Genomic DNA, 25,644 nt, shown 5'->3' with positions numbered 1-25,644 from the left:
GGAGATGGCCCACGTAGCCGAGTGGAAGAAGAAGGAAGTTGAAGAACTCGCCAACATCATCAAGAGCCACCCAGTGATAGCTCTAGTTGACGTTGCCAACGTCCCTGCCTACCCGCTCAGCAAGATGCGTGAGAAGCTCCGCGGAAAGGCACTCCTCAGGGTCAGCAGGAACACCCTCATAGAGCTCGCCATAAAGAGGGCCGCCCAGGAGCTCAACAACCCAGACCTTGAGAAGCTCATTGACTACATTCAGGGCGGAGCCGGAATCCTCGCCACCGAGATGAACCCCTTCAAGCTCTACAAGCTCCTTGAGGAGAGCAAGACCCCTGCCCCAGCAAAGCCCGGCGTGCCGGTTCCCAAGGACGTCGTGATTCCAGCGGGTCCAACCTCAATCTCACCGGGTCCCCTTGTCGGTGAGATGCAGGCTCTTGGCATACCCGCGAGAATCGAGAAGGGTAAGGTCAGCATCCAGAAGGACTACACCGTCCTCAAGGCGGGTGAGGTCATAACCGACCAGCTCGCGAGGATCCTCAACGCGCTCGGCATCGAGCCGCTGGAGGTCGGTCTCAACCTGCTCGCGGCCTACGAGGACGGCATAGTCTACACCCCAGAGGTTCTTGCGATAGACGAGAGCGAGTACATCAACCTGCTCCAGCAGGCTTACATGCACGCCTTCAACCTCTCCGTCAACACCGCCTATCCGACCAGCCAGACCATCGAGGCTATCATCCAAAAGGCCTTCCTCGGCGCGAAGAACGTCGCTGTGGAGGCTGGATACATTACCCCAGAGACAGTCGAGGACATCTTTGGCAGGGCCCTGCGTGCAGTACTGCTCATAGCGCAGGAGCTGCCTGAGGACCTGCTCGACGAAAAGACCAAAGAGCTTTTAAACCAACAGGCACAAATAGCCGTTGCCGCTCAGCCTCAGGAGGAGAAGGTTGAGGAGGCTGAGGAAGAAGAGGAGGAAGAAGAGGAAGCCTCCGAGGAGGACGCGCTCGCGGGACTGGGCGCGCTCTTCGGCTGAACTTTCCATTTCCCTCGTATCCCTGAACAAATCCGTGTGAAATGAATGAAAATGAAGATGATTGGAGGTGCGAAAAATGGAGTACGTGTATGCCGCTCTGCTGCTCCACGCCGCTGGTAAGGAGATAACCGAGGAGAACCTTAAGGCAATCCTTGAGGCTGCTGGAGTTAGCCCGGACGAGGCCAGGATAAAGGCTCTCGTTGCCGCCCTTGAGGGCGTCAACATCGACGAGGTCATCGAGAAGGCCGCCATGCCGGTTGCCGCTCCGGTGGCAGTTGCCGCTGCCCCGGCCGCTGAGGCTCCGGCTGAGGCCCAGGAGGAGGAAGAGGAGGAAGAGGAAGAGGAGGCCAGCGAGGAGGAGGCCCTCGCCGGTCTCGGAGCCCTCTTCGGCTGAAATCCCTTCCCTTTTTGTCCGCCCTCCGGCGGACGTTTAACCACTTTTCTTTGCAGTAATTCGCCACCGTTAAATAACATGAATTCCATAATTCTCCGGTGGTTTCCATGCCCATAACCCTTGAAAAAACGGGTGGCAAACCCCTCAACGAGGCCCTCCAGGAGATGGGGATGGCCTCCAAGGTGATGATTCTTGAGGAGCTTATGACAGTCTATATCGAATGGGTCAGCATGGTTAGTGAAGTTCTCGTCGGTCCGTACGGGCTGAGGAAGAACATCGGGGCCTACCGCGTCGATGCCCATTACAAGATTATGAACACGATGGGGAAGGTTTACGCAACCAGCGAGGCCTACAAAGCGCTTGACGACCTCATAAGAAGCCTAACTCAGGAATGAGACCCTTTCATTTTTTTGGTATTAGGTTTTATAGCCACTCCGGCTTTGCAATTCTATTACTGGCTTCAACTTCAAATCCACAGCCATATGCTTCTCGCGTCCGAAGGACACCTTGTGGGGAACACTGTGAAACCCGTGAGTCGCAGACTTTGCTCAAAATTTCGCCAAGCGAAAGTTTGTATTTCTGGCGGGCCCGGCGGGATTCGAACCCGCGACTACCGGCTCCGAAGGCCGGCGCCATGTCCCCTAGGCCACGGGCCCTCGGAAGTGTTTTAAGGGGCGGCAAAATAAAGCTTGCGGTGGTTGGCAATGATGCTCCCGGACTGGAAAATCAGGAAGGAAATTCTCATCGAGCCGTTCAACGAGAAGTCCCTCCAGCCGGCGGGCTACGACCTGCGGGTTGGCCGGGAGGCATACATAAACGGGGAACTCATCGACGTGGAAGGGACCGGAAAAGTCGTGATTCCCCCCAAGACGTACTCCCTCATCCTGACCCTTGAGCGTGTCAGGCTCCCGGATGATGTGATGGGCGACATGAAGCTCAGGAGCAGCCTCGCCAGGGAAGGTCTCCTTGGCTCATTCGCATGGGTCGATCCCGGCTGGGACGGCAACCTCACCCTTGGAATATACAATGCCTCCTCTGAACCGGTTGAACTCGCCTACGGAGAGCGATTTGTTCAGATAGCCTTCATCAGGCTGGAGGGACCTGCGAAAAATCCCTACAGGGGGAACTACCAGGGGAGCCAGCATCTCGCGCTTTCGAAGCGGAAGGTAAAATAACCAAATCTGCCCATTGACCCTCGTTCCATTTCTTGGAACATCCTCTGGCAGATAGAAATCAACCCGGATTTTTCTGGTTTCCAATAATCGATATTTCCAGCCATAATCGGATTATGGGCGCGAGAAGGCACCATCCAGGTGAGGCCCTCTATAGAATGTTCTGCTTTTATCGGGTTACCTATCGCCGGGAATGCTAATAAAAATATTCCACTGGTCAAGCCGATTGTATGCAAAGGCGCATTGGCTATCTGGCCGACGTAGACGGCTCTATTTACCGAAAGGTTTATATATCTCCATTTCCTTAAAGAATACCGAAAAACTCTTCCCGGAGGTGTTGTGAATGGCTGAGTTGCCGATTGCCCCGATTGACAGGCTTATAAGGAAGGCCGGCGCTGAGAGGGTCAGCGAGGAGGCCGCCAAGGTCCTCGCCGAGTACCTCGAGGAGTACGCTGTTGAGCTTGCTAGGAAGTCCGTCCAGTTCGCCAGGCACGCCGGCAGAAAGACCGTCAAGGCCGAGGACATCAAGCTCGCCATCAAGGCTTGAAGGCCTTTGGCTTCTTTTACTTCCCATTTCTCAACCGTTAGCGTTTTAAGTCCCTTCTCCAGGCTTCAACCATGCCGGAGATAGCCGTCCGAATGACCAAGCGCAACCACAACGCCTTCGTACATCTTCTCGGTGCCTTGGAAAGTCAGGGCTTCGACTTGAGCGAGCTTCTGATATCCAAGGACTTCAGGGAAATACTGAAAGCCCGGCCGAAGGTGGTTCTTTATTCATTCTTCACAGAGGAGATTTGGGGCCCATTGCCCGAGGAGGTCAGGCTGCTGAAGGAAAAGGGCGCCCTTCTCGTTGCCGGTGGCTACCACGCGATAGCGATGCCCAAACATACGCTCAATCAGCTCGGGTTTGACGTAGCGGTTATCGGGGAAGGGGAGGAGGTCCTTTACAGGCTACTCGCATTGCTGAAAAAGACAGAATACCGTGTTACAAGGGAGTTCCTTGACATCAAAGGCCTCGCCTTCCACCTCAACGGCGAGTTCGTCTTCACAGGCTTCGCAAAGGTGGAGGACTTCTGGCGCTTTCCACCGTACCCAGAAAGCGTTCGACTTATCTCTCCGATAGAGATAACGCGCGGTTGCCCCTTCGGCTGCTACTACTGCCAGACGCCCTACATCAAGGGGCTCCGGATGAGGCACAGGCCCATAGACCAGATTGTAAAATACTCCCGCAGGATGAAGGACATGCGCTATATAACCCCCAACGCCTTTGCTTACGGCTCACCGGGTGCGATACTGAAACTCAACAAGCTTGAGGCCCTTCTAAAGGCTCTCCAGCCCCTAAGGAAAGAGGGCAGGAGGCTCTTCTACGGGACCTTTCCGAGCGAGGTCCGGCCTGAGTTCGTCATCCCGGAGACGCTGGAGCTCCTCATCGACTATGCAGACAACAAGAGGTTGGCCATAGGTGCTCAAAGCGGTGACGATGCGATGCTCAAAGCCATGCACCGGATTCACCGGGTGGAACACGTCCAGCGGGCAGTTGACTACATGCTCGAGTACGGCTTCGAACCGGTGGTTGACTTCATCGTGGGCCTGCCGAACGAGAGCGAGGAGAGCCAGAAAAAGAGCATCGAGCTTATGAGGTGGATAATGAGAAAGGGTGGAAAGGTTCGCGCCCACTACTTCATGCCCCTCCCAGGAACCCCCTGGGCGCGCTGTAAGCCTTCACCTCTGAGCGAGGAGATGAAGCGCTTCCTGGGCAGGATGGCGGCTAAGGGGAAGATAGAGGGCTCGTGGGGCAAGCAAATTGAACTCTCAAAACGGCTCCAGAAGCTCATGGACGAGTTCTACGAGGAGCCAATGAGCCATACAGTGCCCGTGCACAACGTCTGCTGAGGTAGACAGGAAGGGGTCAAAAATTATCCAATAAGCTTATAACCCCATTCCTTCGTTACCTAACCGACGGCAATATGTACGCCGAAAACTATAAAAGATTCCTGGAGCTTATAGATAAACTGCGAGAGTTTGAGGGAGCCCTCATCGTGGAGGGCCCGCGAGACGAGGTGGCTCTGAGGAATCTGGGGGTCAGGGCGGAGATAATAAGGCTCTCCCGCCTGCCTTTAACGGAAGTTGCGCTCATCGCGTCATCACATAAAGAGGTCATGATACTTACAGACTTCGACAGAAAGGGGGAAGAACTCGCAAGGAAGCTCCTCCGATATATGGAGGGCTATCCCTGCAGGGTTGATGCAGAGACGCGCAGAGAGCTCAGGAGAATAGCAAAGAAGGACATCAAAGGGATTGAGGACCTCTACGGTCTCTACCTTAAGGTCGTCTCCGTTTCTGACCCCCACTTGGAGGGGATTCGATGAAGAGGAAGAAGACAGTGCTTCACCACATTTTGGCTGAAAAGCAAAAGTTTGAAAAACGGAAAGAAGGTGGTGGTATGTCAGCCAAGGACGAGTTTGGAACCACGAAATACGTGATATATGCGGAGTTTGAAGCGAACGGAATTGTTGAAAGGCCCGACGTCGTTGGTGCTATTTTTGGTCAAACTGAGGGCCTTCTGGGTGACGATCTCGATTTAAGGGAACTCCAGAAGACCGGTAGGATTGGAAGGATAAGGGTTGAGGTTCACACGAAGGCCGGAAAGACCTACGGAACTATAACCGTCCCGTCGAGCCTCGACAGGGTCGAGACGGCCATCCTCGCGGCCGCTTTGGAGACCATAGACCGCGTCGGTCCGGCCGAGGCCAAGATAAAGGTCCTCCGCATTGAGGACGTTCGTGCAACCAAAAGGAAGTACATAATAGAGAGGGCCAAGGAGATACTCGAAAGCCTTATGGAGCAGGAGATTCCGGAAACGCAGGAGCTCACGGAAGAGGTCAAGAAGGCGGTAAGGGCGAAGGAGCTCATAGAGTACGGTCCGGAGAAGCTTCCAGCCGGTCCGCACGTGCCGTTCTCTGACTCAATCATAGTCGTTGAAGGAAGGGCCGACGTGCTCAACCTCCTCAAACACGGCATAAAGAACGCCATAGCCGTTGAAGGAACCTCCGTTCCGGAGACGATAATCAAGCTCAGCAAGGAGCGCATCGTTACGGCCTTCACAGACGGCGACCGCGGCGGCGAGCTCATACTCAAGGAGCTCCTGCAGGTTGCAGATGTAGACTACGTGGCCCGCGCCCCTGAGGGCAAAGAGGTTGAGGAACTGACCAAGAAGGAGATAGTCAAGTCCCTCAGGAGCAAGGTTCCGGCCGAGCAGGTCATAACGGAGATATTCTACAAGGGCAGGAACTTCTACGACGTTATCAAGGAAAAGGAGAAGGCAAAGGGCAGGGAGGAAAAGAGGGAATCCAAACCGCCCGCACAGGTAGTGGCACCGGCACAGCCACAGAAGGTCGAGGAGAGGAAGCACCAGCCCGAGCCCAAGAAGGAGGAGCGCATAATAAAGCCCATTCAGCAGCCAAAGCCGAGCGAGCTCGACGAGTTCGGCGAGTTCATAGAGAAGGTCAAAGCCTCCAAGGAGTCCATGGCACTTCTCCTCGACAAGGACAAGAACATCGTCGCCGAGATACCTGTCAGGGAGCTAACTAACCAGCTCAAGGAGCGCAAGGACATCTACGCGGTGGTTTTCAACGGCGTTATAACCCAGAGGCTTATAGACACGGTGAGCGAGAGCGGTGTCAAATACCTAGTGGGCGCAAGGAAGTACAACGTCGTCAGAAGGCCGATAAACCTCAAGATAGTTACCTTCGCGGAGTGAGCTCCGCCCTCCTTTTCCCCCCATTCTTGAGGACTAACTTTATAACCACTCCCACCTTTCTCCCCCCGGTGAGGAGAATGAACGTGGAGGAGCTCATACTGAAGTACGCGCTCATAAACGCTTACACCCACAAAGGGAAGGCAAACCCAAAGGCTGTTATAGGAAAGGTTCTCGGCGAGAATCCGGAGCTGAGGCCTAAGGCGAAAGAGATAATCCCCCTCGTGAACGAAATTGTTGAGAGAGTTAACGGCATGAGCATCGAGGAGCAGGAGTCAAAGCTAAAGGAGATTTACCCGGAGTTTTTCGAGGCCAAGAAGGAGAAGAGGGAAGAGAAGAGGGGCCTTCCACCCCTCCCGAAGGCCGAGAAAGGAAAGGTCGTTACACGCTTCGCCCCCAACCCCGATGGAGCCTTCCACCTCGGGAACGCGAGGGCGGCCATTCTCAGCCACGAGTACGCGAGGCTCTACGGCGGCAAGTTCATACTCCGCTTCGACGACACCGACCCGAAGGTCAAAAGGCCGGAGCCAATCTTTTACGAGTGGATCAAGGAGGACCTGGAATGGCTTGGCTTCAAGATAGACGAGATACACATCGCCAGCGACAGGCTCGAAATCTACTACGACTACGCTGAGAAGCTCATCAGGATGGGAAAAGCATACGTCTGCACCTGTGAGCCGGAGAAGTTCCGTGAGCTAAGGGACAAGGGCATCGCCTGTCCCCACAGGGACGAGCCCGTTGAGGTCCAGCTGGAGCGCTGGAGGAAGATGCTGAACGGAGAGTACAAAGAGGGCGAAGCAGTGGTGAGGATAAAGACCGACCTCAATCACCCCAACCCTGCAGTAAGGGACTGGCCGGCGCTCAGGATAATTGACAACGCCAACCACCCGCGCGTGGGTGACAAGTACCGCGTCTGGCCGCTCTACAACTTTGCCTCGGCCATAGACGACTATGAGCTTGGCGTTACCCACATCTTCCGCGGACAGGAGCACGCGGAGAACGAGACAAGGCAGCGCTATATCTACGACTATTTCGGCTGGGAGTACCCGGTCACGGTTCACCACGGAAGGCTGAGTATAGAGGGGGTAATCCTCAGCAAGTCGAAGACGAGAAAGGGAATCCAGGAGGGCAAGTACCTCGGCTGGGACGATCCGAGGCTTGGAACCATTCGTGCCCTGAGAAGGCGCGGTATAAGGCCAGAGGCAATAAGGGAACTCATCATCGAGGTCGGGCTGAAGAGGAGCGACACGACAATAAGCTGGGACAACCTCGCGGCTATAAACAGGAGGATTATCGAACCAATAGCCAACCGCTACTTCTTCGTCGCCGACCCGATTCCGATGTGGGTTGAAGGTTATGAGGAGGAATTCACGGCCGAGATACCGCTCCACCCCGATTATCCGGAGAGGGGCGTTAGAAGGCTTAAATTCACACCTGGGAAACCGGTCTACGTCTCAAAGGACGACATGGAGCTCTTCAAGCCCGGCAACTTCGTAAGGCTCAAGGACCTCTTCAACGTCGAGATAATCGAGGTGAGCGAAGAAGGGATTAGGGCAAAGTTCCACAGCGTCGAGTACGAAATAGCTAGAGAACACCGCTGGAGAATGGTCCACTGGGTCACCGAGGGGAAGCCCTGCGAGGTTCTCGTCCCGGAGGGAGACGAGCTGATTGTCAGAAAGGGTCTCTTGGAGAGCGGCGCTGAGCTCAAGGTCGATGAGGTAGTCCAGTTCGAGCGCTTTGGCTTCGTCAGAATAGACGAGGTCGGGGAAAAGGTCGTGGCGATATTTGCCCACAAGTGACCTTTTAAAATTTCAAAAGGGACGGGGCTACTCCAGGCCCCTCCACTTTACAAGACCCAGCAGGAACCTGTGGGGCAGCTTCTCGTGGTGCGGATAAACGCGGAGCGCGTAGTGCCAGCAGGGGTCGCCAAAGTGCCTCAGGGCAGTTCCCTCGTAGGCGTATAGCCACCGGTTGCCGCCGAGGTCCTTAGGGTGTCTGAGCTCTATGATGTAGGGCTTCTCAACATGGTAGCCCTCAGCCTTGACGCCGTAGTAGAGCTCGACCCTTACGTCTTCCGGATTAAGGCCGTCAAGGTAAACGGTAACCTCAAGGCCCCCCCGGTCATCTCTGACCTTAACTGCCTCTATCACGACGTTGTTCCACGATGCGGTAACACGGTCCTTCCATGCGGCTATTTCCCTGGTTCCACGGTAGTTCTCGCGGGTAAGCCATATGTGGTTGCTCATGGCCTTGGCGTAGAACCTGCCGACGTACTCCTTGACCATCCGGTGGGTGCTGAAGCGAGGTGCGATGCTCTTGATGCTCTCCTTCATCATGTATATCCATCTCTCCCTGTTGCCGTAGTAGGTCGGGATTATCTCCCTCTCAAGGAGATCGTAGAGGGCATGGGCATCCTTGACATCATCAACCTCAGTCTCCGGTTCCGTGCTCTCCTCTCCAATGACCCAGCCGTTCTTGCCGTTGTAGCCCTCAACCCACCAGCCATCGTAGATGCTCGCGTTGAGGACGCCGTTCAGACCGGCCTTCATGCCGCTGGTCCCGCTGGCTTCCATCGGCCTGCGAGGCGTGTTGAGCCAGACATCAACTCCGGCAACCATCAGCCTGGCGCTTCCCATGTCGTAGTTCTCCATCACGAATATCTTGCCCCGGAACTCGGGCATCTGGCTGACCTCGTAGACACGCTTGAGGAACTCCTTTCCGGCCTCGTCCATTGGATGGGCCTTTCCGCCGAAGACCAGATAAACCGGCCTTTCGGGGTCGTTGAGAATTCTCTTCAGCCGCTCAAGGTCGGTGAACAGAAGGGTCGCACGTTTGTAGGTCGCGAAGCGCCTGGCAAAGCCTATTATGAGTGCGTTCTCGTCCATATCGGGTAACGGGTCGTCTGTGCCAAGGCGCTCGTTCCGCCTCATGACCTTTCTCCTGAGGAACTCTATGAACTGTCTCTTGGCCTCAAGGTGGGCCTCCCAGAGTTCCTCATCGGGTATCATCTCAACGGCGTACCATAGACCCTCAAGGTTCGTATGCTCGCGCCAGATCTTGCCGAGATAACGGTCGAAGAGCTTCCTCATTTCGTTGTGAACCCAGGTCATGGTATGGATTCCGTTGGTGATGCCCTCGATGGGTATCTCGTCTATCGGGACGTCGGGCCAGAGGTCCTTCCACATTCTCTTGCTGACCTCGGCGTGGAGCTGGCTCACGCCGTTGACGTAGCTCGATGTCCTTATTGCCAGGAGGGTCATGTTGACCTGGTCACCTTCCCTGCCGAGCTCAAGGAGCTCCTCCCTCCCCTCAAGGAACTTGGCAAGGCGCTTCCGAACTTCCTCAATCGGGAACCTGTCGTGGCCCGCTGGCACGGGCGTGTGGGTAGTGAAGATGGTTGTTCCCCTGACTATGCTGAGAGCCTCTGTGAACGTGGGGCCATCCTCCATGTACCAGGCGATCCTCTGGAGGTTTGCAAAGGCTGGATGGCCTTCGTTAAGGTGAACCACGCCTGGTTCTATGCCGAGGGCTTTCAGGAGCCTCATACCACCGATTCCAAGGAGGATCTCCTGCTTTATCCTCTTGTCTATCTCCGCGTTGTAGAGGTAGTCGCATATCGTCCTGTCGTCGGCACCGTTTTCAGGCACGTCAGTATCGAGGAGGTATATCTTCACCCTCCCCACGGTCACCTCGAAGGCCCGAGCGTAAACTATCCTGTCCTCTATGGGAACCTCCACCAGCAGAGGTCTTCCGTCCTTGCCGAGAACGGGTTTAATCGGCATCTCTCCGGGTTTATACTCCGGGAAGACTTCCCTCTGCCTGCCGTCCTTCTCTATCTCCTGCCGGAAGTAGCCGTGCTTGTAGAGAAGGCCAATCGCGATGAAGGGCAAGCCAAGGTCGCTGGCGGTCTTGACGTGGTCCCCGGCCAGTATGCCCAGCCCGCCGGAGTATATCGGCAGACTCCTGCTTATGCCGTACTCCATGCACAGGTACACTATCGGACGGTCCCACTTTGGGTAATTCGTGGAGAACCACGTGGACTGTGGATTCATGTAGCTCTCAAACTGGTCCATGACGAGTTCATAGAGGTTCATAAAATCGTCATCTTTGAGAAGCTCGCGAAGGCGGCTCTGGGGGACGTCGAGGAGAAGCTTAACCGGGTTCTTGTGCTCCGTCCAGAGCTCCGGGTCTATGTACTCCCACAGCTTTGTTGCGCGCCGGTTCCAGCTCCACCAGTAGTTGTAGGCCAGCTCCGCAAGATCCTTCAGGGGATGCGGAAGCTTCTCCCTGATTACATCCTGGGTACAGGTGTCAAGTTCAACCATGGCAACCACCCGTGTATCATCTTGGGTGATACGTAATCGGCACTAACCTTAAAAAGCCTTGCCGCTCGGCGTTCGACGAAAAGAGGAGAAGAAAAGCTCACTCCCCTTCGAGGACGAAGGGGCTGATGTAGTCCCCGTACTTTTCCCGGGCCTCAAGGAGCCTCTCCCGCTCCTCCTCAAGAACCCGGAAGAGCTCCTCCGGAACCTCTTTGACCTGCTCGCGGTAGATCTTCTCTATCCTGTCAATCTTGGCGAGAAGCTCCGGAACCCTGATGGTGAACTGCTTCTCGTAGGCCTCCCGACTGTACTCCTTGTTGAGAACCTCTCTGAAGAGTCTCGCAAGGTCCTCGTACCTTGGAATGTAGCCTATCGGCGTCTCTATGGCATCGACGTCGCCGTGAACCCTAAGCTCCATCCATTTGAGCCAGACAGCCTTGTCGAGCTTGTGGTTGAGCCAGTTGCCGTTCTCATCACGCAGGAAGTAGTTGACGGCGAATATCTTCGGCGCCTTTCTGAGTTTCTTCTCGAACTCAAGGTAGTTCTCGATGTACTCCCCGAGCGGGACGCTTATGAAGTCGAGTATGGCCATGGGGTTGAAGGCCCTTATTCCTTCCTTCCCGAGCGTTGCCGCTGTGGTCTCGCTCTCAAGGGCGGCACCCATCGTTATGACGCCGTGCTTCCAGTCGAAGGCCTCCCTCACCGGCGGCCAGGTGTCCTTGTCGCGGCCCCCGAATATCATGCCACCGACCTCAACGCCACACGGGGCCTCAAGGGCCTCCATGTCAACGTTCGGGAAGTGCTCCAGCGAAACGGTGAAGCGCGCGTTCTTGTGGCTGGGAGGTATCTCGTTTCCTTCAGCGTCCCTCTTTCCACGCCACCATTTTCCGCTGTGGTTTTCACCCTCGTCCGGAATCTCAATTCCCATCTCGTTCCAGTAGGGCTTTCCGTCGTTGATGAGCACATTGGAGAAGATAATCTCGACCGGCGAATGGAGAACCTGCCATATTATCGGGTCGTCCTCCGGGTTCACGCCCTGTATTATTCCAAAGACACCCTTCTCAACGTTCGCTCCCCTCGCAACGCCGTTGAAGGGCATTATAAATGTCAGGTCATCGCCGACGATGTTCTCCCAGCTGATCATGGCCGTGGATGTCTTTCCGCACATGCTCGGGTAGGCGCCGGTGAAGTAGGTCTTCCTGCCGTTGGGCCCATTCACACGCATGAGGAACATGTGCTCGCTGAGCCAGCCTTCCCTGACGGCGCGCTGTATGGTGAGCCTGAACGCGAGCTTCTTGAGGCCGATGGTATTGCCGCCGTACTGGGTGTTGACGGAGTAGACGGTTTCTCCGGCGAGGTCTATGTAAATGCGCCTCTTATCAAGGTTCTTGCTCGTTTTCCTCTCGTCCAGCTCCCCGGCGGAGTGGACGAAGCGGAAGAACCTGGCCTGGCTGCCGAGTCTCTTAAACTCCTCGTAGCCCTTCCGGTAAAGGATGAACTCGGAGTGGGCCACATAGGCCGAATCTGTGAGCTGAACGGCCGGAATCGTGAAGACCGAGTTCCTCGGTCCGAGGACGAAGAAGCACACGAAGAGCTCCTTGCCGCGCATAACACCCTTCATTAGCTCCCGTATCTCTCTGAGACCCTCGTCCCTGTCCTTGGTGTTGAGGAAGGGAATCTCCTTTCCACCTAGAACGAGAAGCTTGGTGTTGGCCTTGTCCCTGGCCTGGTCGTAGTAGTTGTCGTAGTGAACCGTGTGGTTCGGAGTTTCGAGGAGCCTTTCCTCCCCATAGTAGAGGGCCTTCCAGCGGACGTAGTGTTCGTCCTCCTCGCTATCGGTGCAGACGAAAACCTTATCCGGCTCAAGCCATTCGATCCATTCCGCCAGAAACTCGTGGAGTTCGGGATTGTTTATCGCCCTGATTTTCTCAAACTGTTCTCTGTCGAGGAGCCTTTCGAGTCTCTCCAAGGCGTTCATAATATCGCCTCCGAGGAGAGTTGGATTTAAACTTAAAAATTCTTCGTCGTTGTGACCAGAGAAAAGTCCAATTCCGACCTTCCATTGACTCAATCCTTCAGAAAAAGTGAACCGGTCGTCACAACGACAGGTGTTGAATGCACAAATTTAGTGACCGATGTCCATATGCCTACCTCAGGCGCAAAGTATATTAACTAGCGGTGATATACTCCAATGGTGCGCGTAATGAAGGCAGTGATTTTGGCCGGGGGCAGGGGAACACGGCTGCTACCGCTGACGGTTTACAGGCCAAAGCCCATGATACCGTTCTTCAACAGGCCTCTGATGGAGTACACCGTCCAGAGCCTCGTGAAAGCGGGTGTCGATGAGGTCTACGTCCTGGTTGGGTACCTCAAGGAGCGCATAATGGACTACTTCGGCGACGGCAGTGATTGGGGAATCCGGATACACTATTCCAACAAGGACAACGTGAAGCTCGGGACGGCCGGGGCCACCAAAAAGGTGGTCAAGAAGATGGACGAGGCGTTCTTCGTCGTTTCGAGCGATGTGCTCACGAACCTGGACCTGAGGGCACTGTACGATTATCACCTTCAAAAAAAGGCCCTCGCGACGATAGCCCTCTCACGGGTTGAAGATCCTACCCAGTACGGCATAGCAATAATAAACGAGGAAGGCAGGATACTCCGCTTTAAGGAGAAGCCAAAGCCGGAGGAGGCCTTCAGCAACCTCGTCAATGCCGGCATTTACGTCTTCGAGCCCGAGGCCTTTGACCTCGTCCCAAAGGGCAAGAACTTCGATTTCTCCAAAGACCTGTTCCCCAGGATGCTTGAGAACGACCTGCCACTCTACGGGTTTCCGTTCAGCGAGTACTGGAACGACGTTGGAAGGCCGTCGAGCTACCTCCAGGCCACTGAGGACGTTTTTCTGGGCAGGCTGGTTCTGCCGGGCCTGAAAACCGAGAGCCTCAAGGGCAATCTGGAGTACGGTGGGGCCCTCATAACCGGCAGACGCTGTGTTCTGAGGCGGCCCGAGGTAAGGGGCTTCGCGGTGCTCGGAGACGACGTGGAGATAGGCAGAAACGTTAAAATAGAGCGTTCGGTGATATTTTCAGGGGCCACCATAGAGGAGGGTGCAGAGATTAAGGAGGCCATAATAGGAGAGAACGTTCACATAGGCAAGGGTGTTGTTATACAGCCCGGTAGTGTTATAGGGGACAACACGCTCATTGAGGACTTCAGCAAGATCGGCTCCAACGTCAAGATTTGGGTGGAGTCGAGGATTGGTAAGGAGAGTATAATACTCCCGGATTGAGGTGGTGGAAGTGGAAGTGTACTACTCCCAGAGGTTCAACCCCGAGGAGCTCGCCCTTCTCGGAAGGGCCATAGGAACGATATCCCACGGGACGATAATAGTCGGAAGAGACGGCAGGGCGATATCCAGATACGGGAAACGAGCGATGGTGGTCGGAATCGTCAGCACAGGTTCCACCATAATGGACGTCCGTCTGATTCCGCTGATAGCATTAAAGGACTTTGCCCACAGAAAGGGACTTCCGCTGGCTTACGTCTACTACTACGGTGGCGTCAGGGTTTATGTCAGCGGCATAGACAGCGACGAGATAGGGGCAATAATGGAGAGTAAGAGCTTCATAGAGGCCCAGCCAAACGACATCGGTGCAACGGTGTACTACCCAAACGCCCTCGACGACTTCCTTCACGAGGTCTTCAAACACTACAACTTCCGCATCGATGGCAAGGCCCTCGTTGATGCCATGAATACACCGGCTGTGCTCTTCTTCCCGAGGATGAGTGACCACTTCGGCTTCGAGGCCGAGCTGATGAACGACATGATGACGAGCTACCTGCCGCCGAAGCCCAAGGAGGTCTTCATGCACAAACTCCAGAAGGGGGACTATGACTTTGGGCTGCGCTTCAGACCGGAGGGTATCGTTGAGTTCTACAGGGACGGGGAGGAGTTCGAGTTCGGAAGCATGTGGAAGCTCCTGGACCATATGAAGAAGAACCTTTGAATTTTTGCCCTCCCTTTTAAACCTTCAAAAAATCTTTAAGAGAAAAGCGTTAAAAGGGTGGGACCAGTTATAATTCTCCGTTCATTTTGGGGGTGACGTCTGTGGGAACATTCATAGTCATTGAGGGCATCGATGGTGCAGGCAAGTCAACTCAGGCTAGGCTTCTGGCGAAGTGGTTCGAGGAAAGAGGCTACGACGTGGTTCTAACCAAGGAGCCAACGGATACCGCCTTCGGGAAGCTGATAAGGAAGCTGGTTCTCACCGGTGGGCGAGAAGGCATAATAGATGGAGCTAGAATAAGCCACGAAGCGGAGGCACTTCTCTTTGCCGCCGACAGGGCGGAGCACGTTGCCAAGCTGATAAAGCCTTCAATTGAGGCAGGAAAGGTTGTAATTTCGGACCGCTACTTCTACTCCTCACTCGCCTATCAGTGGGCGAGGGGGCTCGACCTTGAGTGGCTCATTGACCTCAACAGATTCGCCGTAAGGCCGGACCTCGTGATTCTCCTCGATCTGCCGGTGAAGGAGAGCATGAAGCGCATAAACGGGCGGAGCATAAAGACCGAGTTCGACAAGATAGCGGAACTCCAGAAGAAGGTGCGCGAGAACTACCTCAAGCTCGCGGAGCGCTTCCCGGAGATGAGGATAGTCAATGCCCTCGCGAGCGTGGAGGATATCCACAACGACATAGTGGCGCTGGTTGAGCACGAACTCTTCAAGAAGTGATGGGGTCGGCCAGTGCCAGTCTCTTCATCCGGTAGCGATCAGACCGGTAAACGCTCTTCATCCCCCTTCTTTCCTCGACGGATTCTTTTTAAAGGTTGAGGCGAACCCTTTTTCGGCCGATGACGAGCGTTAGCCACGCTGAAAGGTGAGGAGAAGAGGGTTAGCCGAGGCCTTAAACGTTTCACGTCTGTTTCATGTATTTTACCCGCGGTCGCATGTTCCTCAAGGAGTTTCCGTGTCTCGGAAGTCCCCGTCTCAAGCGATCAAGGAGAAAATTGCCCCGTGAGATTTACTCTGAGTTTCAGAATTCCTTGTAGTTTTATATCACTTGAGTGCATTTTCATTATCGGGTGAGTGCATGAAAGCCCTTGACATCAAGAGACTGAGAAAAAGCTATGGTGATTTTCTGGCGCTGAAGGGCATCGACCTAGAGGTGAACGAAGGGGAGGTTTTCGCACTCCTCGGGCCCAACGGTGCCGGAAAAACCACACTGATAAGGATTCTCGCGGAAGGGCTAGGCTACGATTCCGGGGAGATAAGGGTTTTCGGTGAGCCCCTCTCAAAGAAGACCGCCAGGCTGATAGGCTACGCTCCCCAGGAGAGCATAGCCTACGACCTCCTGACTGTGGAGGAGAACCTGCGCTTCTACGCCGACCTCTACGATGCGCCCAGGGAGCGCGTGAGGGAGCTCATCTTGGAGTTCTCCCTCCCGGCAAAGAAAAAGGTCAAGGAGCTGAGCGACGGCTTCAAGAGGCGCCTCAATCTGGCGATAGCACTACTCTACGAGCCGGAACTTCTAATCCTCGATGAGCCGTCGGCGGGACTGGACGTGCCCTCGCGGAGGGAACTCTGGGAGGCCATAGGAAGGCTCCGCGAAGGGGGAAAAACTATACTCCTCGCGACCCACTACATGGAGGAGGCTGAAGCCCTCGCCGACAGGGTGGCGATAATGAACGAGGGGACTGTGATAGCCGTCGGAACCCCGGAGGAACTGAAGTCCTTAGCTGGGGAAGGGAGTGTGATACACGTCGAGGGCATCCTGAGGGGCACGGAGCGCGTGAAAGAAGAGTTCCCAAGGACGATAGAGCGTGAAGATGAACTTAGAATTGCCGTAGAAGATTCAAAAACCGCCCTGCCGAGGATTGTGGAGCTCCTCGTGGAGGCGGGGAGCAAGATACGGACGATAAGGGTTGAGGAGCCGACGCTTGAGGACGTTTTCCTGAAGCTCACCGGGAGGGGGCTGGAATGAGGGGGAGAATCATCAGGGCCATAGTGGAGAAGGACCTGAGGGAGACAGGGCGGGAAAAGATGGCGCTCTTCTGGATATTCGTCTTTCCGCTGATGTGGATCACCCTGCTCGGAGGGATATGGGGTGGCCACAACCCGCCGATAAGCATAGACGTCGGCGTCGTCTACTCCAACGAGAGCGCCCAGTTCAGCGCGACCGACGTCGTGAACGTAATGGAGAACGTGACGATGGAGGGGGTTCACGTCTTCAGAGTCAAAACCTACCCCAACGAGAGCGCAGGGATAGACGCCGTTAAGGCAGGAAGGGTCGACGTTCTCCTGGTCTTTCCGGATGGTTTTGGAAAGAACGTTTCGAGTGGTCTTCAGGGCAGGATTTACGCCTACTTCGACAGGAGCGACCCACAGAACTACCAGATAGTCAGCGGGGTTATAAAGGGCTTCTTCTCGGAGTTCGAGAAGAGGATGGTTGAGAGAAGGCTGAACATCACCCTGAGCTACATGGAGGGGTACATCCCAGATGAAGGGACGGGAAACCTCACGATGGACGATGTCAGGGGATACATGCTCGGGCTTACGAATCCCCTCGAACTGGAGGAGAGGGAGGTTAAGGGAGAAGCTCCCTCAGCCATTCAATTCTACGTCACGAGCTTCATAGGGATACAGTTCCTCTTCGCAACAATGCTCACCATTTCCTCGCTCGTTTTTGTGGAGATAGAGAAGGGCACGCTGAGGCGCATAGCGGCCTCGCCGGCAACGGCCTGGGACTTCCTGGTCGGAAAGATGCTCTCCACGTTCATCATCATAACGGTGAGCATACTGATAGGCATAGCCTACGCGAGGCTGGTCTTTGGGGAAACGGTCTTTCCGAGTTCCCTGGGATGGGCGATAATATTCTTCGCCGCAGTCTTCTCGATGAGCCTGGGGCTGGCCATAGCCATGGGCACGAGGAGCATGAGGGCAACAAACGCGATAGTCAACCTCATCTCGATGCCCCTTCTTTTCCTGGCGGGCATCGTCATCCCGGCGAGCGTACTCCCGGAGTGGGCGAGGCCCATAGCGGACTACTTCCCCCTCGGAACGGCCCTCAAAAGCCTCCGCCTCCTGGAGCTCTACCACAGGCCGACGAGTGAGATCCTTCCGGACGTTGCGTGGGTGGCCGTGAGCAGCTTTGGCATGCTGCTGGTGGCGATACTCCTCTACAACTGGGCGGTCAGGAGGCTTGAGTGAGGAATAAAGAAACGCTAACCCATCCACTTCCCAAGGAATTCTCTAACTTTTCCTTTCCATTCCTCGGGATGGAACTTGAGCGTCCTCACGTGGGGGACGTCGGTGACCCAGAGCTCGACGGAGGGGTTTATTCGCTTGTTCCGCTCGTAGAACTTCTTAACTTCTTCAACCTTCACGAGGGGATCGTTTTCACCGGCTATCAGGAGGAGGGGTTTTCTGACCCTGTCGGAGTACTCTATGGGGTGGACCTCTTTCCCGCCACTGAAGAGCTTTATGAAGGGCTTGACGAAGTGGTAGAGCCACTCGGGGAGCTTTGCAAAATATCTCAACCCCCTCGCACCGGTTCTGTCAATGTACATCGGCGGACTGTCAGCGACACCGCAGCAGATTTCCCCGACCTCGGCAAGTGCGCGTATGGTGACTATGCCCCCCATCGAGAACCCAACCAACCCAATTTTTTCGGCACTCTGAGGATGATTTTTCCTCAGCCAGTTCACGGCGGCCCGGAGGTCGAGCAGTTCCCTGTCGCCGACAGTCGTGTACCTCCCCCCGCTCTTCCCGTGCGCCCTGAAGTCAAAGGCAAGAACGTTATAGCCCTCCCTCAGGAGAAACTCTATCGTCGGCCTCATGTACAGCCTTTCCCACCTGCTCGCGGTGTAGCCGTGCAGCGGGAGAACAGTCTTATCGCTTCCGTTGTCCACCCACCAGCCGCTCAACCTCAAACCGTCCTTCGTTTCAAAGGTAACCTCCTCGTAGTCAAAGCCAATGTCCTTTGGTGTCCAATCCCCGACGAGACGGGGCGGCGTTATCATCTTGTAAGCCACGAAAGCCGAAAAGGCAAGAAAAGCGAGGAGGACAAGTATCAAAACACCAACCCACATCATGCCTCAACCCTCCGCGGTTGAATCCAGGTTCCTCATGTGCCATATCATAGGCATCGCGAGAAGAACCATGAAGGCCCCGATGGGGAAGAGGACTCTGTAGTTCTCCCCAGTCAGGTCAACTATGGCCCCACCAAGGACTCCCGCGAGGAGGAGCGGAAGGGCACGGGTGGCCTCGAAGAAGCCGTAGTAGCGGCCGGTGAAGGCCTCCCTCTCAAAACGAGTGAGCAGGTCGCCGATTACAGGGTAAGAGGCGGCCATCAGAATCCCCCACCCAACGCCAGCAACCCCAAGGGCTATCACTATCTCCGCCCGGCTGGTTATGAACCACCCCCAGAGCTGAGGCAGGGCGAAGATAACACCTCCGAGGACTATACTGAGGCGTCTGCCGAGTCTGTCGTAGATTATTCCCCCGGGCAGTGCGCCGAGGAGGACAGTAACGTTGAAGAGCGCCATCAGATAAAGACCGAGCGATGTTACGGCCTTTATGTTCTCCTCGCTTGCAGAGCCGTGAAGGATGTAGGCCAGTATGCCGTAGAGGAAGATGGCTATGAACTCGAAGCTCATCCACCAGAGGGTTTGGGCGGCGTAGAACTTGAGGAAGTCGCGGTTCTCGACGATGCTCCTGAGGTAGTCCCAGAGGCTTTCGTTCTCCTCTATTTCCGGAGCCTTAGGCTCCCGGACGATGAAGTACACGAAGAGGGCCGCACCTATCAGGAACGCCGCCGTTACAAGGAAGGGTATCTTAAGGTATGGCGTCTGGGCCAGGGCCTTTATCCCCTCACTCTCCCCGGTCTCGGCCACTGCTTTCGCCATCAGAAAACCTGCCAGACCGAAAAGGAAGAGGTTGCCCGCCCATTCGAGGAGCGTTATAACGCCGCTGGCCTTCCCGCGGCTGCCACTCTCAACGGTGTCTGGCATCAGGGCACGGTACTGGGCGGTGTAGAGATGCATCGAGAGATAGAAAAAGCCCAGAACAAGCGCGAAGCCCCAGAGGGGAGCTTCCATGACGTAGGAGCCGTATATCATTAATGCCGCGATGCCGGCGAGAACACCGCCCGCCATTATGAAGGGCCTTCTCCGTCCATGCCTCGATTTAAGCGTATCGCTGTAATATCCCAGGAGAACAGGGATGAAAAGACCAATGAAACCCTCAACGGCCAGAATCGTCCCCTTAACGAAAGCCGAACCGGTGTAACTGGATAGCAGAGGAAAAGACAGGCCTTTGTTGAGAGCCCAGCCAGTACTTCTGCTGAATCCAAGCAGAGCAAGGCCCAGAACAACGCCCCAGCTGAATCCCTTCCCCTTCACGGTTTCACCCCCTTGTTTTGACACCGTTATGTTAAAGGAAGTTTTCATGTTTTCGGTTCAACGGGCTAAAAGATTAAAAAGAGGGCTCAATCCATATCCGGAACGTAGTCCAGCACTTCTCCCCTACGTCTGACGATGTCTCCGCGCCTGACGAACTGCATCGCTATGGCGGCCAGGATGAAGAAGGCTATTGAGAACGGTATCAGCGTTCTGTAGCCGATGACGTCTAGGAAGGCCCCGGCCAGCGGTGGCGCAACGAGGTTGGCCGCCTGGCTGAAGAAGTAGTAGAGTCCGGTGTAGCCTCCAAGCTTCTCCTCAGTGGTCATGTCAACCACCATCGGCAGGGAGTTCACGTTGACCATTGCCCAGCCCAGTCCACCCACGAAGAACAGCCCCATGAATGTCATGACCACCGGATCCGAGAGGGAACTGGATTCCGGTTTCTGGCCCTCGCCGACGAGGTACGCTCCCAAGAGTATTCCTATAATTATTATAAGACCAAGGGTTATGGTTCTCCTCCTGCCCACCCTTGCACCTATGAAGCCCGCGGGAATCGCGAATATCATAAAGCTCAGGGAGAACAGGCCAAGCATGAAGGCCCCGGTGCTCTCCTCGATGCCTAGGTAGTATTTAGCATAGCTGGTGAAGAACGTTTCCAGAGAGTTGAAGGCGATGAACCAGAGGAAGATGGCAAGGAGAATCGCGAGTAAGCTTTTCTCGTGGCTGGCAAAGACGTCCTTGAGGTTCTCTTTTAGCTCGCCGAAGCTCTTGTGGGAGGTCTCGGCAAGGAGCTTCCTTATGTTGAGCTTTTTCCCAGGAACGCGGTATTCCTCAGGTTCGGGAACGAATAGGACGACGAGAAGGTTGGCCAGGAGCATTATGGCGGCACCCATATAGAACGGATAGGCATAGTTCATGTCGTAGAGAACCTTGCCTCCGAAGTAGGCCAGCAGGGCACCGAGGCCACCCATGAAGTTGATTATTCCGTTGGCCTGGGAGCGCTTCTCGCTGGGGGTTATGTCGGGCATGAAGGCAACAACCGGAGAGCGGAACAGAGCCATAAAGAAGTTCATAAACACTATCGTCCCCATAAATAGGGCGAGGTTCTCATACATCCTTGAAATCGGTATGAGAGCAAACATTATCGCGGCCGATGGGGCACCAAGGAGGATGTAGGGCTTCCTCCTTCCCAGTCTCGTCCGTGTCATGTCGCTCAGCGCGCCCAAGAACGGGAGCAGGAGAACCGCGAACAGGTTGTCGATGGTCATGATGAAGCCCGTCACGGTCTTGCTGAGATGGAACGTGTCCTGAAGGAATATCGGCACGTAAGCGTTGTACAGCGCCCATATTATGCTTATTCCAAAGAAGCCAAAACCGAGGAGGAATATCCTGCTGTACTTGAACTCCACCATGTTCATCACCCTACTATTTTAGTCCTCAATGAACTAAACCGCTGAGTTTATAAGGATTTTCGGTCTCCAGGTGAGTAGGGACCGGGAATGGGACGACCGAACATCTTGGGGCACAGGGGAATCAGGGGAAGGCTTGAAAACACACTCCCTGCCTTCAGGAGGGCGCTCAAATACGCCGATGGGATAGAGTTTGACGTTAGACTAACCGGTGACGGAAAGCCTGTGGTACACCACGACGATTCATTCTACGCGGACGGCTCGGTGTACAGGCTACGGACGCTGAGCCTGCGGGAGCTGTGGAAGCTGCATCCCCTCGGAAGGCTGGTTCCAACGGTCAGTGAGGTTCTCCGCGCCTTTCCGGGCGTCCTCCTCAACATTGACGTCAAAGAGATGGAGGCAGTTGAGGGGGTTTTAAAACTCGTGGAAAGGCATGGGTCCCTTGAAAACTCGGTGTTCTCCTCCGAGAACCCGGAGGTGGTAAAGGCCATCATCGGGGAGTGTCCGGAGTGCAGGGCGGGCCTCTCGATAGTTGGGTACTCCTCGGTCCCCTGGATACCCCGCCTCAAGGGCATGGGTTCAATCCACGTTCCGATAGATGCCGTCTCATACATCGGCTATCGGCCGCTGGTGGTCCTCCTGCGAACCCTCCGGAGGCGAGGGTTAGAGGTTTACCTCTGGAACTACAGAATGAACGAGCTGGCCTGGATTCCCAGGCTCCTGCCGCTGGCCGATGCGGTTGTCTCCGATAATCCCGCGTGGCTGAGAAAATGTTTTTATGGCAGGGGAGTATCGAAAGGGGGCGATGGAAGTGTGGGAGCGCGATAGGGTTATCGTCCTTGGACACAGGGGGTACATGAGTGCCTACCCCGAGAACAGCCTCCTGGCCTTCAGAAAGGCCATAGAAGCGGGGGCGGATGGAATCGAACTGGACGTGTGGATGACAGGAGATGGAGAAATAATCGTCATGCACGATGAGAGCATAGACAGGACAAGCAACATGAGCGGGAGCCAGAAGAACATGACACTGGAGGAGCTGAAAAAGGCCGACATAGGCATGGGAGAAAGAATCCCAACGCTTGAGGAGGTTTTTGATGTCATTCCGGAGGATGCCCTCGTCAACATCGAGATTAAGGACATCGACGCGGTGGAGGGTGTGGCCAAAATCGTGGCCGGGAACAACCCTGACAGGGTCATGGTGTCCTCCTTCATCATAGATGCGCTCAGGGAGTACAGGAAACACGACAGAGAGACCGTGATGGGTCTCCTCATAGACCGCGAGGAGGTTGTACCCCTTATTCCAGAGCTGAAAAGGGAACTCGACCTGTGGTCGGTAAACGTGCCCATGGAGGCGATACCCCTCATCGGGTTTGAAAAAACGGTCCAAGCCCTTCACTGGACGCGTTCCCTTGGCCTCAAGGTAGTTCTCTGGACCGAAAACGATGTTCTGTTTTACCGGGACGACAACCTGGCCAGGCTCAAGGGACTGTTCGATGTTGTCATAGCAAACGATGTGGAAAAGATGTTGGAGTATCTTAAAACACTTGGGCTCAGATAAAGCCCCCAGTTCTCCTTTTTACCATGTGCTGCGGACAGAGTATTTCCCAAGGTCCTACCAATATCGTTGAAAGAAATAAAAAGTCTCGGAGCGGGAACTGACCTCCTCCCCGCCCTGAAGGGCTAGGTTTGAGAAGAGAGAAAAGTCAACCGCCCAGCTGCTCCTTTAGTTCGAGCACCCAGTCTGGAACATCACACTCCTCGGATACGTTTGCTTCGATTTCTCTGACCCCAAGTTTCTCCGTGGAGGTGGTTATGTTTCCGACTATGGGCATCCCAACGGGTTCGAAGTCTCGGTTTAGGTACACTGTCACGTTCCCGCTCATCAGGGTCTCAGTGTTGTGGGATGTTAGCCTTATTGTGTATCTGTAGGTTCTGTCGTATTTTCCACCCCCGACTTCCATCCCAGACCCCACTGCCCTGAGAGAACTTAACGGGGTCATAGGAAATTAGCATTGAGTACTCGTCTTCTGAGAGGTTCATTTTTACTGTTCTCTCCGTCCCGTTGACTATGACCTTCTGAACCATGGCCCTTTTTGTGACCACCGTCCACCACTCAATGCCCTCCCTTTTACCGTGGAAGAAGTAAGTGTCGTTGAAGTGACCCCCGTTGATCGTTGATGTAACCGAAGAGTTGCCCCTACTCACCGTGACCTTTTCTTCATAGGTGTAGCAGTTCATCCCCCCAAGGCTCGACAGAATCTTTGCCCGGTAGTTCATGGGAACCTCACTTGAGCTACTCCCAAGGTAGTAGAACACCCCAACGGCAATTAAAGCCAGCACAGCGATCCCAATGGCTAGTATCCTCCTATTCACTTCCCCCCTTATTACCACACCGCGGTGCTCTAAAATATCTTTGGTTCGTCCCTTTAACGTTCTAAACCCTCGAACTTCTGGAGAAATATCCTGAGGTCCGTCTTGAATGGTTCTTCAGCGCGCTCTATCTCCTCTTTGAGGAGCTGAAGGAAGTTTTTCTCGTCGGTTGCCTCTTTCCACAACTGCCTTACGAGACTCTCCAGCCTCTCATAGTACTCCACGTACGGCCTCGCTTCAAACAGGGCCTCTTCCAGCTTCACATCTCATCCCTCCGTTTGAACCAGTAGTACCAGAGCCGGCCAACGTCCTCAGCCTGGCCCATTATCAGGAAGTAGCGGAGTATCGCGAGGTTCACGAGTATCAGCAGTATGAGAATGATATTGTAAGCCGGCACATCCCTGCTCAGGAAGGCGTAGTAGTCCCAGATGAAGTGCAGGAGCATCGCGAGGAGGAAGTAAGGAGCGACCGAGTCTATCTTCCCTTCCGCCTTCATCCCGTAGCCGACACCTATCACAGCGCTCCAGGCACCGTGGGCAAAGGGCGTCAGGAAGGCCCTCATGACCGTCACCGAGACCCCGTATCCCAGCCCGTAGAGGAAGTTCTCCGTTGCGGCGAAGCCAAGTCCTGCGGCAACACCGTAGACGAGACCGTCCATTATGCCGTCCATCTGGCCTGCTTTAAAGGGCCACCTGATGGCCAGAGCCTTAGCAGGCTCCTCCACAATCCCCGCAACCATTGCCACGTAGAATGCCGTCGTCGGTAGAACCGGGGTGACGGCTCCCCCCAGGGTCAGGACGCCCTCTATCATGTACGCTATGCCCACTGAGAGGGTTGCCCCCAGCAGGAAAGTCCCTAAAACGTATCTCCTCGGCTCGGGCTCGTACCTGTCTGCGTGGTAGAAGTACCAGAGTATCACCAGGGCCGGAGCGTATGCGAAGAACACTATGGCACTAAGGAAATCCATGCCTCACTTCACCAAAAGAAATTGGGAGGCTGAAAATTTAAAGGTTTAGCATTTTCCAAGGAGTTCCTCCAGGTCCAAGCCCTGACTCTCCAAGTAGTTCACGAGGGTCTCCGGGGGTTTCACTGAAACAGCGTTGACGTTCCTTATGTCTATCGTTATCTCGTCCACCCACCTCTGGTCATCCTTTTTGTAGTACGCCTTCTGAATTATCTCCACCGGAATGAGATCCCTGGTCAGCTTCACAGTTACGGTGCCGCTGTAGTCCTTCTCATTCCCGCCCTCGCTCCAGATCGTGTGGTTTACCGTGATGATGTAGTAGTCTCCCTCAGTGGCCACGGTCGCGTTTTCGAGTGGGAAATCCTTCCACAGGCTGTCAAGAAGCGTCGAGTTTACCTCGGGCCCCTTACCTGCCTCATAACACGAAAACTGCCAGTTCACGAGGCCGCTCTTGTTGGTCAGCGTCACAAAACCTGTTTTGGTGGTGTAGTAGTAGACGGCATAGACCTGCCCATCAGTCCTGCTGGCTACTGTGCTCGATGACTTCATCTTGTTTTCCTTGTCTATGGCAACCGACGAGTGGAGCGTTGCAACCAGCTTCGTTCCATTGTACGTTTTAACGTCCATAACGTACTCGTAGCTTTTTATCCCTGCAACGGCACCCTCAAGCTGCTCCTTTGTGAAAGGCAGGCTTGAAGTGGTAGTTGTTGTATGGCCAGGATTGTTCCCTCCGGATGAGATGCATCCCGAAGCGAAAACCATGAGAACGAGCACTGCGCCGATGATTCCGATGTAGCCCTTTCCCATTCTATCACCCGGAGAATAGTTCAGCT

General features: G+C 54.9%; 26 protein-coding genes and 1 tRNA gene. 16 read left to right on the top strand and 11 right to left on the bottom strand.

Annotated features, from left to right (window positions below):
* Positions 1-4 precede the first annotated feature (4 nt).
* The 3 genes from E3E37_RS01290 (at position 5) to E3E37_RS01280 (ending at position 1,813) form a co-directional block, all read left to right on the top strand.
* Positions 5-1,024, top strand: coding sequence for a 50S ribosomal protein L10 (locus E3E37_RS01290; protein WP_088864255.1), 1,020 nt, complete (start codon positions 5-7; stop codon positions 1,022-1,024).
* Positions 1,025-1,100: 76 nt separating this feature from the next.
* A complete protein-coding gene (rpl12p, locus tag E3E37_RS01285) occupies positions 1,101-1,418 on the top strand; it encodes a 50S ribosomal protein P1 (RefSeq protein ID WP_088864254.1) in 318 nt (105 codons plus the stop codon).
* 98 nt (positions 1,419-1,516) lie between these two features.
* Positions 1,517-1,813, top strand: a complete 297-nt coding sequence (locus E3E37_RS01280) for a hypothetical protein (RefSeq protein ID WP_167714480.1) — start codon at positions 1,517-1,519, stop codon at positions 1,811-1,813.
* A 185-nt stretch (positions 1,814-1,998) separates the two neighbouring features.
* On the opposite strand, the gene E3E37_RS01275 is transcribed toward E3E37_RS01280, so the two are convergent.
* Positions 1,999-2,074: transfer RNA gene (locus tag E3E37_RS01275), tRNA-Arg, on the bottom strand.
* Positions 2,075-2,122: 48 nt separating this feature from the next.
* Here E3E37_RS01275 and dcd point away from each other — a divergent pair.
* From dcd to E3E37_RS01245, 6 genes are all read left to right on the top strand, one after another.
* On the top strand, positions 2,123-2,593 hold the full coding sequence (gene dcd, locus E3E37_RS01270) for a dCTP deaminase (RefSeq protein WP_167715237.1): 471 nt from the start codon (positions 2,123-2,125) through the stop codon (positions 2,591-2,593).
* 340 nt (positions 2,594-2,933) lie between these two features.
* Positions 2,934-3,137 carry an archaeal histone HpkA gene (gene hpkA, locus E3E37_RS01265; protein ID WP_088864251.1) on the top strand — a complete coding sequence of 68 codons (204 nt, stop codon included), beginning with the start codon at positions 2,934-2,936 and terminating at the stop codon, positions 3,135-3,137.
* A gap of 71 nt (positions 3,138-3,208) precedes the next feature.
* On the top strand, positions 3,209-4,483 hold the full coding sequence (locus tag E3E37_RS01260; protein WP_167714479.1) for a TIGR04013 family B12-binding domain/radical SAM domain-containing protein: 1,275 nt from the start codon (positions 3,209-3,211) through the stop codon (positions 4,481-4,483).
* A 74-nt stretch (positions 4,484-4,557) separates the two neighbouring features.
* A complete protein-coding gene (locus E3E37_RS01255) occupies positions 4,558-4,959 on the top strand; it encodes a toprim domain-containing protein (protein WP_167714478.1) in 402 nt (133 codons plus the stop codon).
* Positions 4,956-6,350, top strand: coding sequence for a DNA primase DnaG (gene dnaG / locus E3E37_RS01250; RefSeq protein ID WP_088864248.1), 1,395 nt, complete (start codon positions 4,956-4,958; stop codon positions 6,348-6,350). Before E3E37_RS01255 ends, dnaG begins: the two co-directional genes overlap by 4 nt.
* Positions 6,351-6,427: 77 nt before the next feature.
* The gene (locus tag E3E37_RS01245) at positions 6,428-8,146 is read left to right on the top strand and encodes a glutamate--tRNA ligase (RefSeq protein ID WP_167715235.1); all 1,719 of its coding nucleotides are present in this window, start codon (positions 6,428-6,430) and stop codon (positions 8,144-8,146) included.
* A gap of 27 nt (positions 8,147-8,173) precedes the next feature.
* On the opposite strand, the gene malP is transcribed toward E3E37_RS01245, so the two are convergent.
* Both malP and E3E37_RS01235 read right to left on the bottom strand, forming a co-directional pair.
* Positions 8,174-10,672 carry a maltodextrin phosphorylase gene (malP, locus tag E3E37_RS01240; RefSeq protein WP_167714477.1) on the bottom strand — a complete coding sequence of 833 codons (2,499 nt, stop codon included), beginning with the start codon at positions 10,670-10,672 and terminating at the stop codon, positions 8,174-8,176.
* 97 nt (positions 10,673-10,769) lie between these two features.
* Positions 10,770-12,647: a phosphoenolpyruvate carboxykinase (GTP) gene (locus E3E37_RS01235; RefSeq protein WP_206203993.1), complete on the bottom strand. Its 1,878-nt coding sequence runs from the start codon at positions 12,645-12,647 to the stop codon at positions 10,770-10,772.
* A 225-nt stretch (positions 12,648-12,872) separates the two neighbouring features.
* Here E3E37_RS01235 and E3E37_RS01230 point away from each other — a divergent pair, with 225 nt between their 5' ends.
* The 5 genes from E3E37_RS01230 (at position 12,873) to E3E37_RS01210 (ending at position 17,876) form a co-directional block, all read left to right on the top strand.
* Positions 12,873-13,958: a sugar phosphate nucleotidyltransferase gene (locus E3E37_RS01230; protein WP_088865751.1), complete on the top strand. Its 1,086-nt coding sequence runs from the start codon at positions 12,873-12,875 to the stop codon at positions 13,956-13,958.
* Between the two features lie 10 nt (positions 13,959-13,968).
* Positions 13,969-14,676, top strand: coding sequence for a phospho-sugar mutase (locus tag E3E37_RS01225; RefSeq protein WP_088864245.1), 708 nt, complete (start codon positions 13,969-13,971; stop codon positions 14,674-14,676).
* Positions 14,677-14,777: 101 nt separating this feature from the next.
* Entirely contained in the window at positions 14,778-15,401 is a 624-nt protein-coding gene (gene tmk, locus E3E37_RS01220; protein ID WP_088864244.1) for a dTMP kinase, read from the top strand.
* A gap of 358 nt (positions 15,402-15,759) precedes the next feature.
* Complete coding sequence (locus E3E37_RS01215; protein WP_167714476.1) at positions 15,760-16,650, top strand: ABC transporter ATP-binding protein; 891 nt, start codon at positions 15,760-15,762, stop codon at positions 16,648-16,650.
* A complete protein-coding gene (locus E3E37_RS01210; protein ID WP_167714475.1) occupies positions 16,647-17,876 on the top strand; it encodes an ABC transporter permease in 1,230 nt (409 codons plus the stop codon). Before E3E37_RS01215 ends, E3E37_RS01210 begins: the two co-directional genes overlap by 4 nt.
* A 14-nt stretch (positions 17,877-17,890) precedes the next feature.
* Here E3E37_RS01210 and E3E37_RS01205 read toward each other — a convergent pair whose 3' ends face one another.
* From E3E37_RS01205 to E3E37_RS01195, 3 genes are all read right to left on the bottom strand, one after another.
* A complete protein-coding gene (locus tag E3E37_RS01205) occupies positions 17,891-18,760 on the bottom strand; it encodes an alpha/beta fold hydrolase (RefSeq protein ID WP_167714474.1) in 870 nt (289 codons plus the stop codon).
* 3 nt (positions 18,761-18,763) lie between these two features.
* The gene (locus E3E37_RS01200) at positions 18,764-20,068 is read right to left on the bottom strand and encodes an MFS transporter (RefSeq protein ID WP_167714473.1); all 1,305 of its coding nucleotides are present in this window, start codon (positions 20,066-20,068) and stop codon (positions 18,764-18,766) included.
* A gap of 86 nt (positions 20,069-20,154) precedes the next feature.
* A complete protein-coding gene (locus E3E37_RS01195; protein ID WP_206204014.1) occupies positions 20,155-21,480 on the bottom strand; it encodes an SLC45 family MFS transporter in 1,326 nt (441 codons plus the stop codon).
* An 87-nt stretch (positions 21,481-21,567) separates the two neighbouring features.
* Between E3E37_RS01195 and E3E37_RS01190 the strand changes: the two genes are divergently transcribed.
* Together E3E37_RS01190 and E3E37_RS01185 are read left to right on the top strand one after the other, a co-directional pair.
* Positions 21,568-22,305 carry a glycerophosphodiester phosphodiesterase family protein gene (locus E3E37_RS01190; RefSeq protein ID WP_167714472.1) on the top strand — a complete coding sequence of 246 codons (738 nt, stop codon included), beginning with the start codon at positions 21,568-21,570 and terminating at the stop codon, positions 22,303-22,305.
* Entirely contained in the window at positions 22,283-23,035 is a 753-nt protein-coding gene (locus E3E37_RS01185; RefSeq protein WP_167714471.1) for a glycerophosphodiester phosphodiesterase family protein, read from the top strand. Before E3E37_RS01190 ends, E3E37_RS01185 begins: the two co-directional genes overlap by 23 nt.
* Before the next feature lie 145 nt (positions 23,036-23,180).
* Here the strand turns inward: E3E37_RS01185 and E3E37_RS01180 are convergent, their stop codons facing one another.
* Genes E3E37_RS01180 through E3E37_RS01160 form a run of 5 tightly spaced genes read right to left on the bottom strand, consistent with a single transcriptional unit; the run spans position 23,181 to position 25,618 of the window.
* Entirely contained in the window at positions 23,181-23,360 is a 180-nt protein-coding gene (locus tag E3E37_RS01180) for a hypothetical protein (protein ID WP_167714470.1), read from the bottom strand.
* Positions 23,361-23,367: 7 nt separating this feature from the next.
* Positions 23,368-23,850, bottom strand: coding sequence for a hypothetical protein (locus E3E37_RS01175; RefSeq protein WP_167714469.1), 483 nt, complete (start codon positions 23,848-23,850; stop codon positions 23,368-23,370).
* A gap of 53 nt (positions 23,851-23,903) precedes the next feature.
* Positions 23,904-24,110: a hypothetical protein gene (locus E3E37_RS01170; protein ID WP_167714468.1), complete on the bottom strand. Its 207-nt coding sequence runs from the start codon at positions 24,108-24,110 to the stop codon at positions 23,904-23,906.
* The gene (locus tag E3E37_RS01165; RefSeq protein WP_088864232.1) at positions 24,107-24,814 is read right to left on the bottom strand and encodes a PrsW family intramembrane metalloprotease; all 708 of its coding nucleotides are present in this window, start codon (positions 24,812-24,814) and stop codon (positions 24,107-24,109) included. Before E3E37_RS01165 ends, E3E37_RS01170 begins: the two co-directional genes overlap by 4 nt.
* A gap of 45 nt (positions 24,815-24,859) precedes the next feature.
* Positions 24,860-25,618, bottom strand: coding sequence for a hypothetical protein (locus E3E37_RS01160; RefSeq protein ID WP_167714467.1), 759 nt, complete (start codon positions 25,616-25,618; stop codon positions 24,860-24,862).
* Positions 25,619-25,644 lie beyond the last annotated feature (26 nt).

Source organism: Thermococcus sp. ES12, from assembly GCF_012027515.1.
Classification (GTDB): domain Archaea; phylum Methanobacteriota_B; class Thermococci; order Thermococcales; family Thermococcaceae; genus Thermococcus; species Thermococcus barossii.
The sequence above is the reverse complement of the archived record's forward strand: the minus strand, read 5'-3'. Positions and strand labels throughout refer to the sequence as shown.

Excerpts from the sequence above, each read along its gene's own strand:
- E3E37_RS01290 (WP_088864255.1), top strand. The coding sequence starts at position 5 with ATGGCCCACGTAGCCGAGTGGAAGAAGAAGGAAGTTGAAGAACTCGCC.
- rpl12p (WP_088864254.1), top strand. The coding sequence starts at position 1,101 with ATGGAGTACGTGTATGCCGCTCTGCTGCTCCACGCCGCTGGTAAGGAG.
- dcd (WP_167715237.1), top strand. The coding sequence starts at position 2,123 with ATGATGCTCCCGGACTGGAAAATCAGGAAGGAAATTCTCATCGAGCCG.
- hpkA (WP_088864251.1), top strand. The coding sequence starts at position 2,934 with ATGGCTGAGTTGCCGATTGCCCCGATTGACAGGCTTATAAGGAAGGCC.
- E3E37_RS01260 (WP_167714479.1), top strand. The coding sequence starts at position 3,209 with ATGCCGGAGATAGCCGTCCGAATGACCAAGCGCAACCACAACGCCTTC.
- E3E37_RS01255 (WP_167714478.1), top strand. The coding sequence starts at position 4,558 with ATGTACGCCGAAAACTATAAAAGATTCCTGGAGCTTATAGATAAACTG.
- dnaG (WP_088864248.1), top strand. The coding sequence starts at position 4,956 with ATGAAGAGGAAGAAGACAGTGCTTCACCACATTTTGGCTGAAAAGCAA.
- E3E37_RS01245 (WP_167715235.1), top strand. The coding sequence starts at position 6,428 with ATGAACGTGGAGGAGCTCATACTGAAGTACGCGCTCATAAACGCTTAC.
- malP (WP_167714477.1), bottom strand. The coding sequence starts at position 10,672 with ATGGTTGAACTTGACACCTGTACCCAGGATGTAATCAGGGAGAAGCTT.
- E3E37_RS01235 (WP_206203993.1), bottom strand. The coding sequence starts at position 12,647 with ATGAACGCCTTGGAGAGACTCGAAAGGCTCCTCGACAGAGAACAGTTT.
- E3E37_RS01230 (WP_088865751.1), top strand. The coding sequence starts at position 12,873 with ATGAAGGCAGTGATTTTGGCCGGGGGCAGGGGAACACGGCTGCTACCG.
- E3E37_RS01215 (WP_167714476.1), top strand. The coding sequence starts at position 15,760 with ATGAAAGCCCTTGACATCAAGAGACTGAGAAAAAGCTATGGTGATTTT.
- E3E37_RS01210 (WP_167714475.1), top strand. The coding sequence starts at position 16,647 with ATGAGGGGGAGAATCATCAGGGCCATAGTGGAGAAGGACCTGAGGGAG.
- E3E37_RS01205 (WP_167714474.1), bottom strand. The coding sequence starts at position 18,760 with ATGATGTGGGTTGGTGTTTTGATACTTGTCCTCCTCGCTTTTCTTGCC.
- E3E37_RS01195 (WP_206204014.1), bottom strand. The coding sequence starts at position 21,480 with ATGGTGGAGTTCAAGTACAGCAGGATATTCCTCCTCGGTTTTGGCTTC.
- E3E37_RS01190 (WP_167714472.1), top strand. The coding sequence starts at position 21,568 with ATGGGACGACCGAACATCTTGGGGCACAGGGGAATCAGGGGAAGGCTT.
- E3E37_RS01185 (WP_167714471.1), top strand. The coding sequence starts at position 22,283 with ATGGAAGTGTGGGAGCGCGATAGGGTTATCGTCCTTGGACACAGGGGG.
- E3E37_RS01180 (WP_167714470.1), bottom strand. The coding sequence starts at position 23,360 with ATGAGCGGGAACGTGACAGTGTACCTAAACCGAGACTTCGAACCCGTT.
- E3E37_RS01165 (WP_088864232.1), bottom strand. The coding sequence starts at position 24,814 with ATGGATTTCCTTAGTGCCATAGTGTTCTTCGCATACGCTCCGGCCCTG.
- E3E37_RS01160 (WP_167714467.1), bottom strand. The coding sequence starts at position 25,618 with ATGGGAAAGGGCTACATCGGAATCATCGGCGCAGTGCTCGTTCTCATG.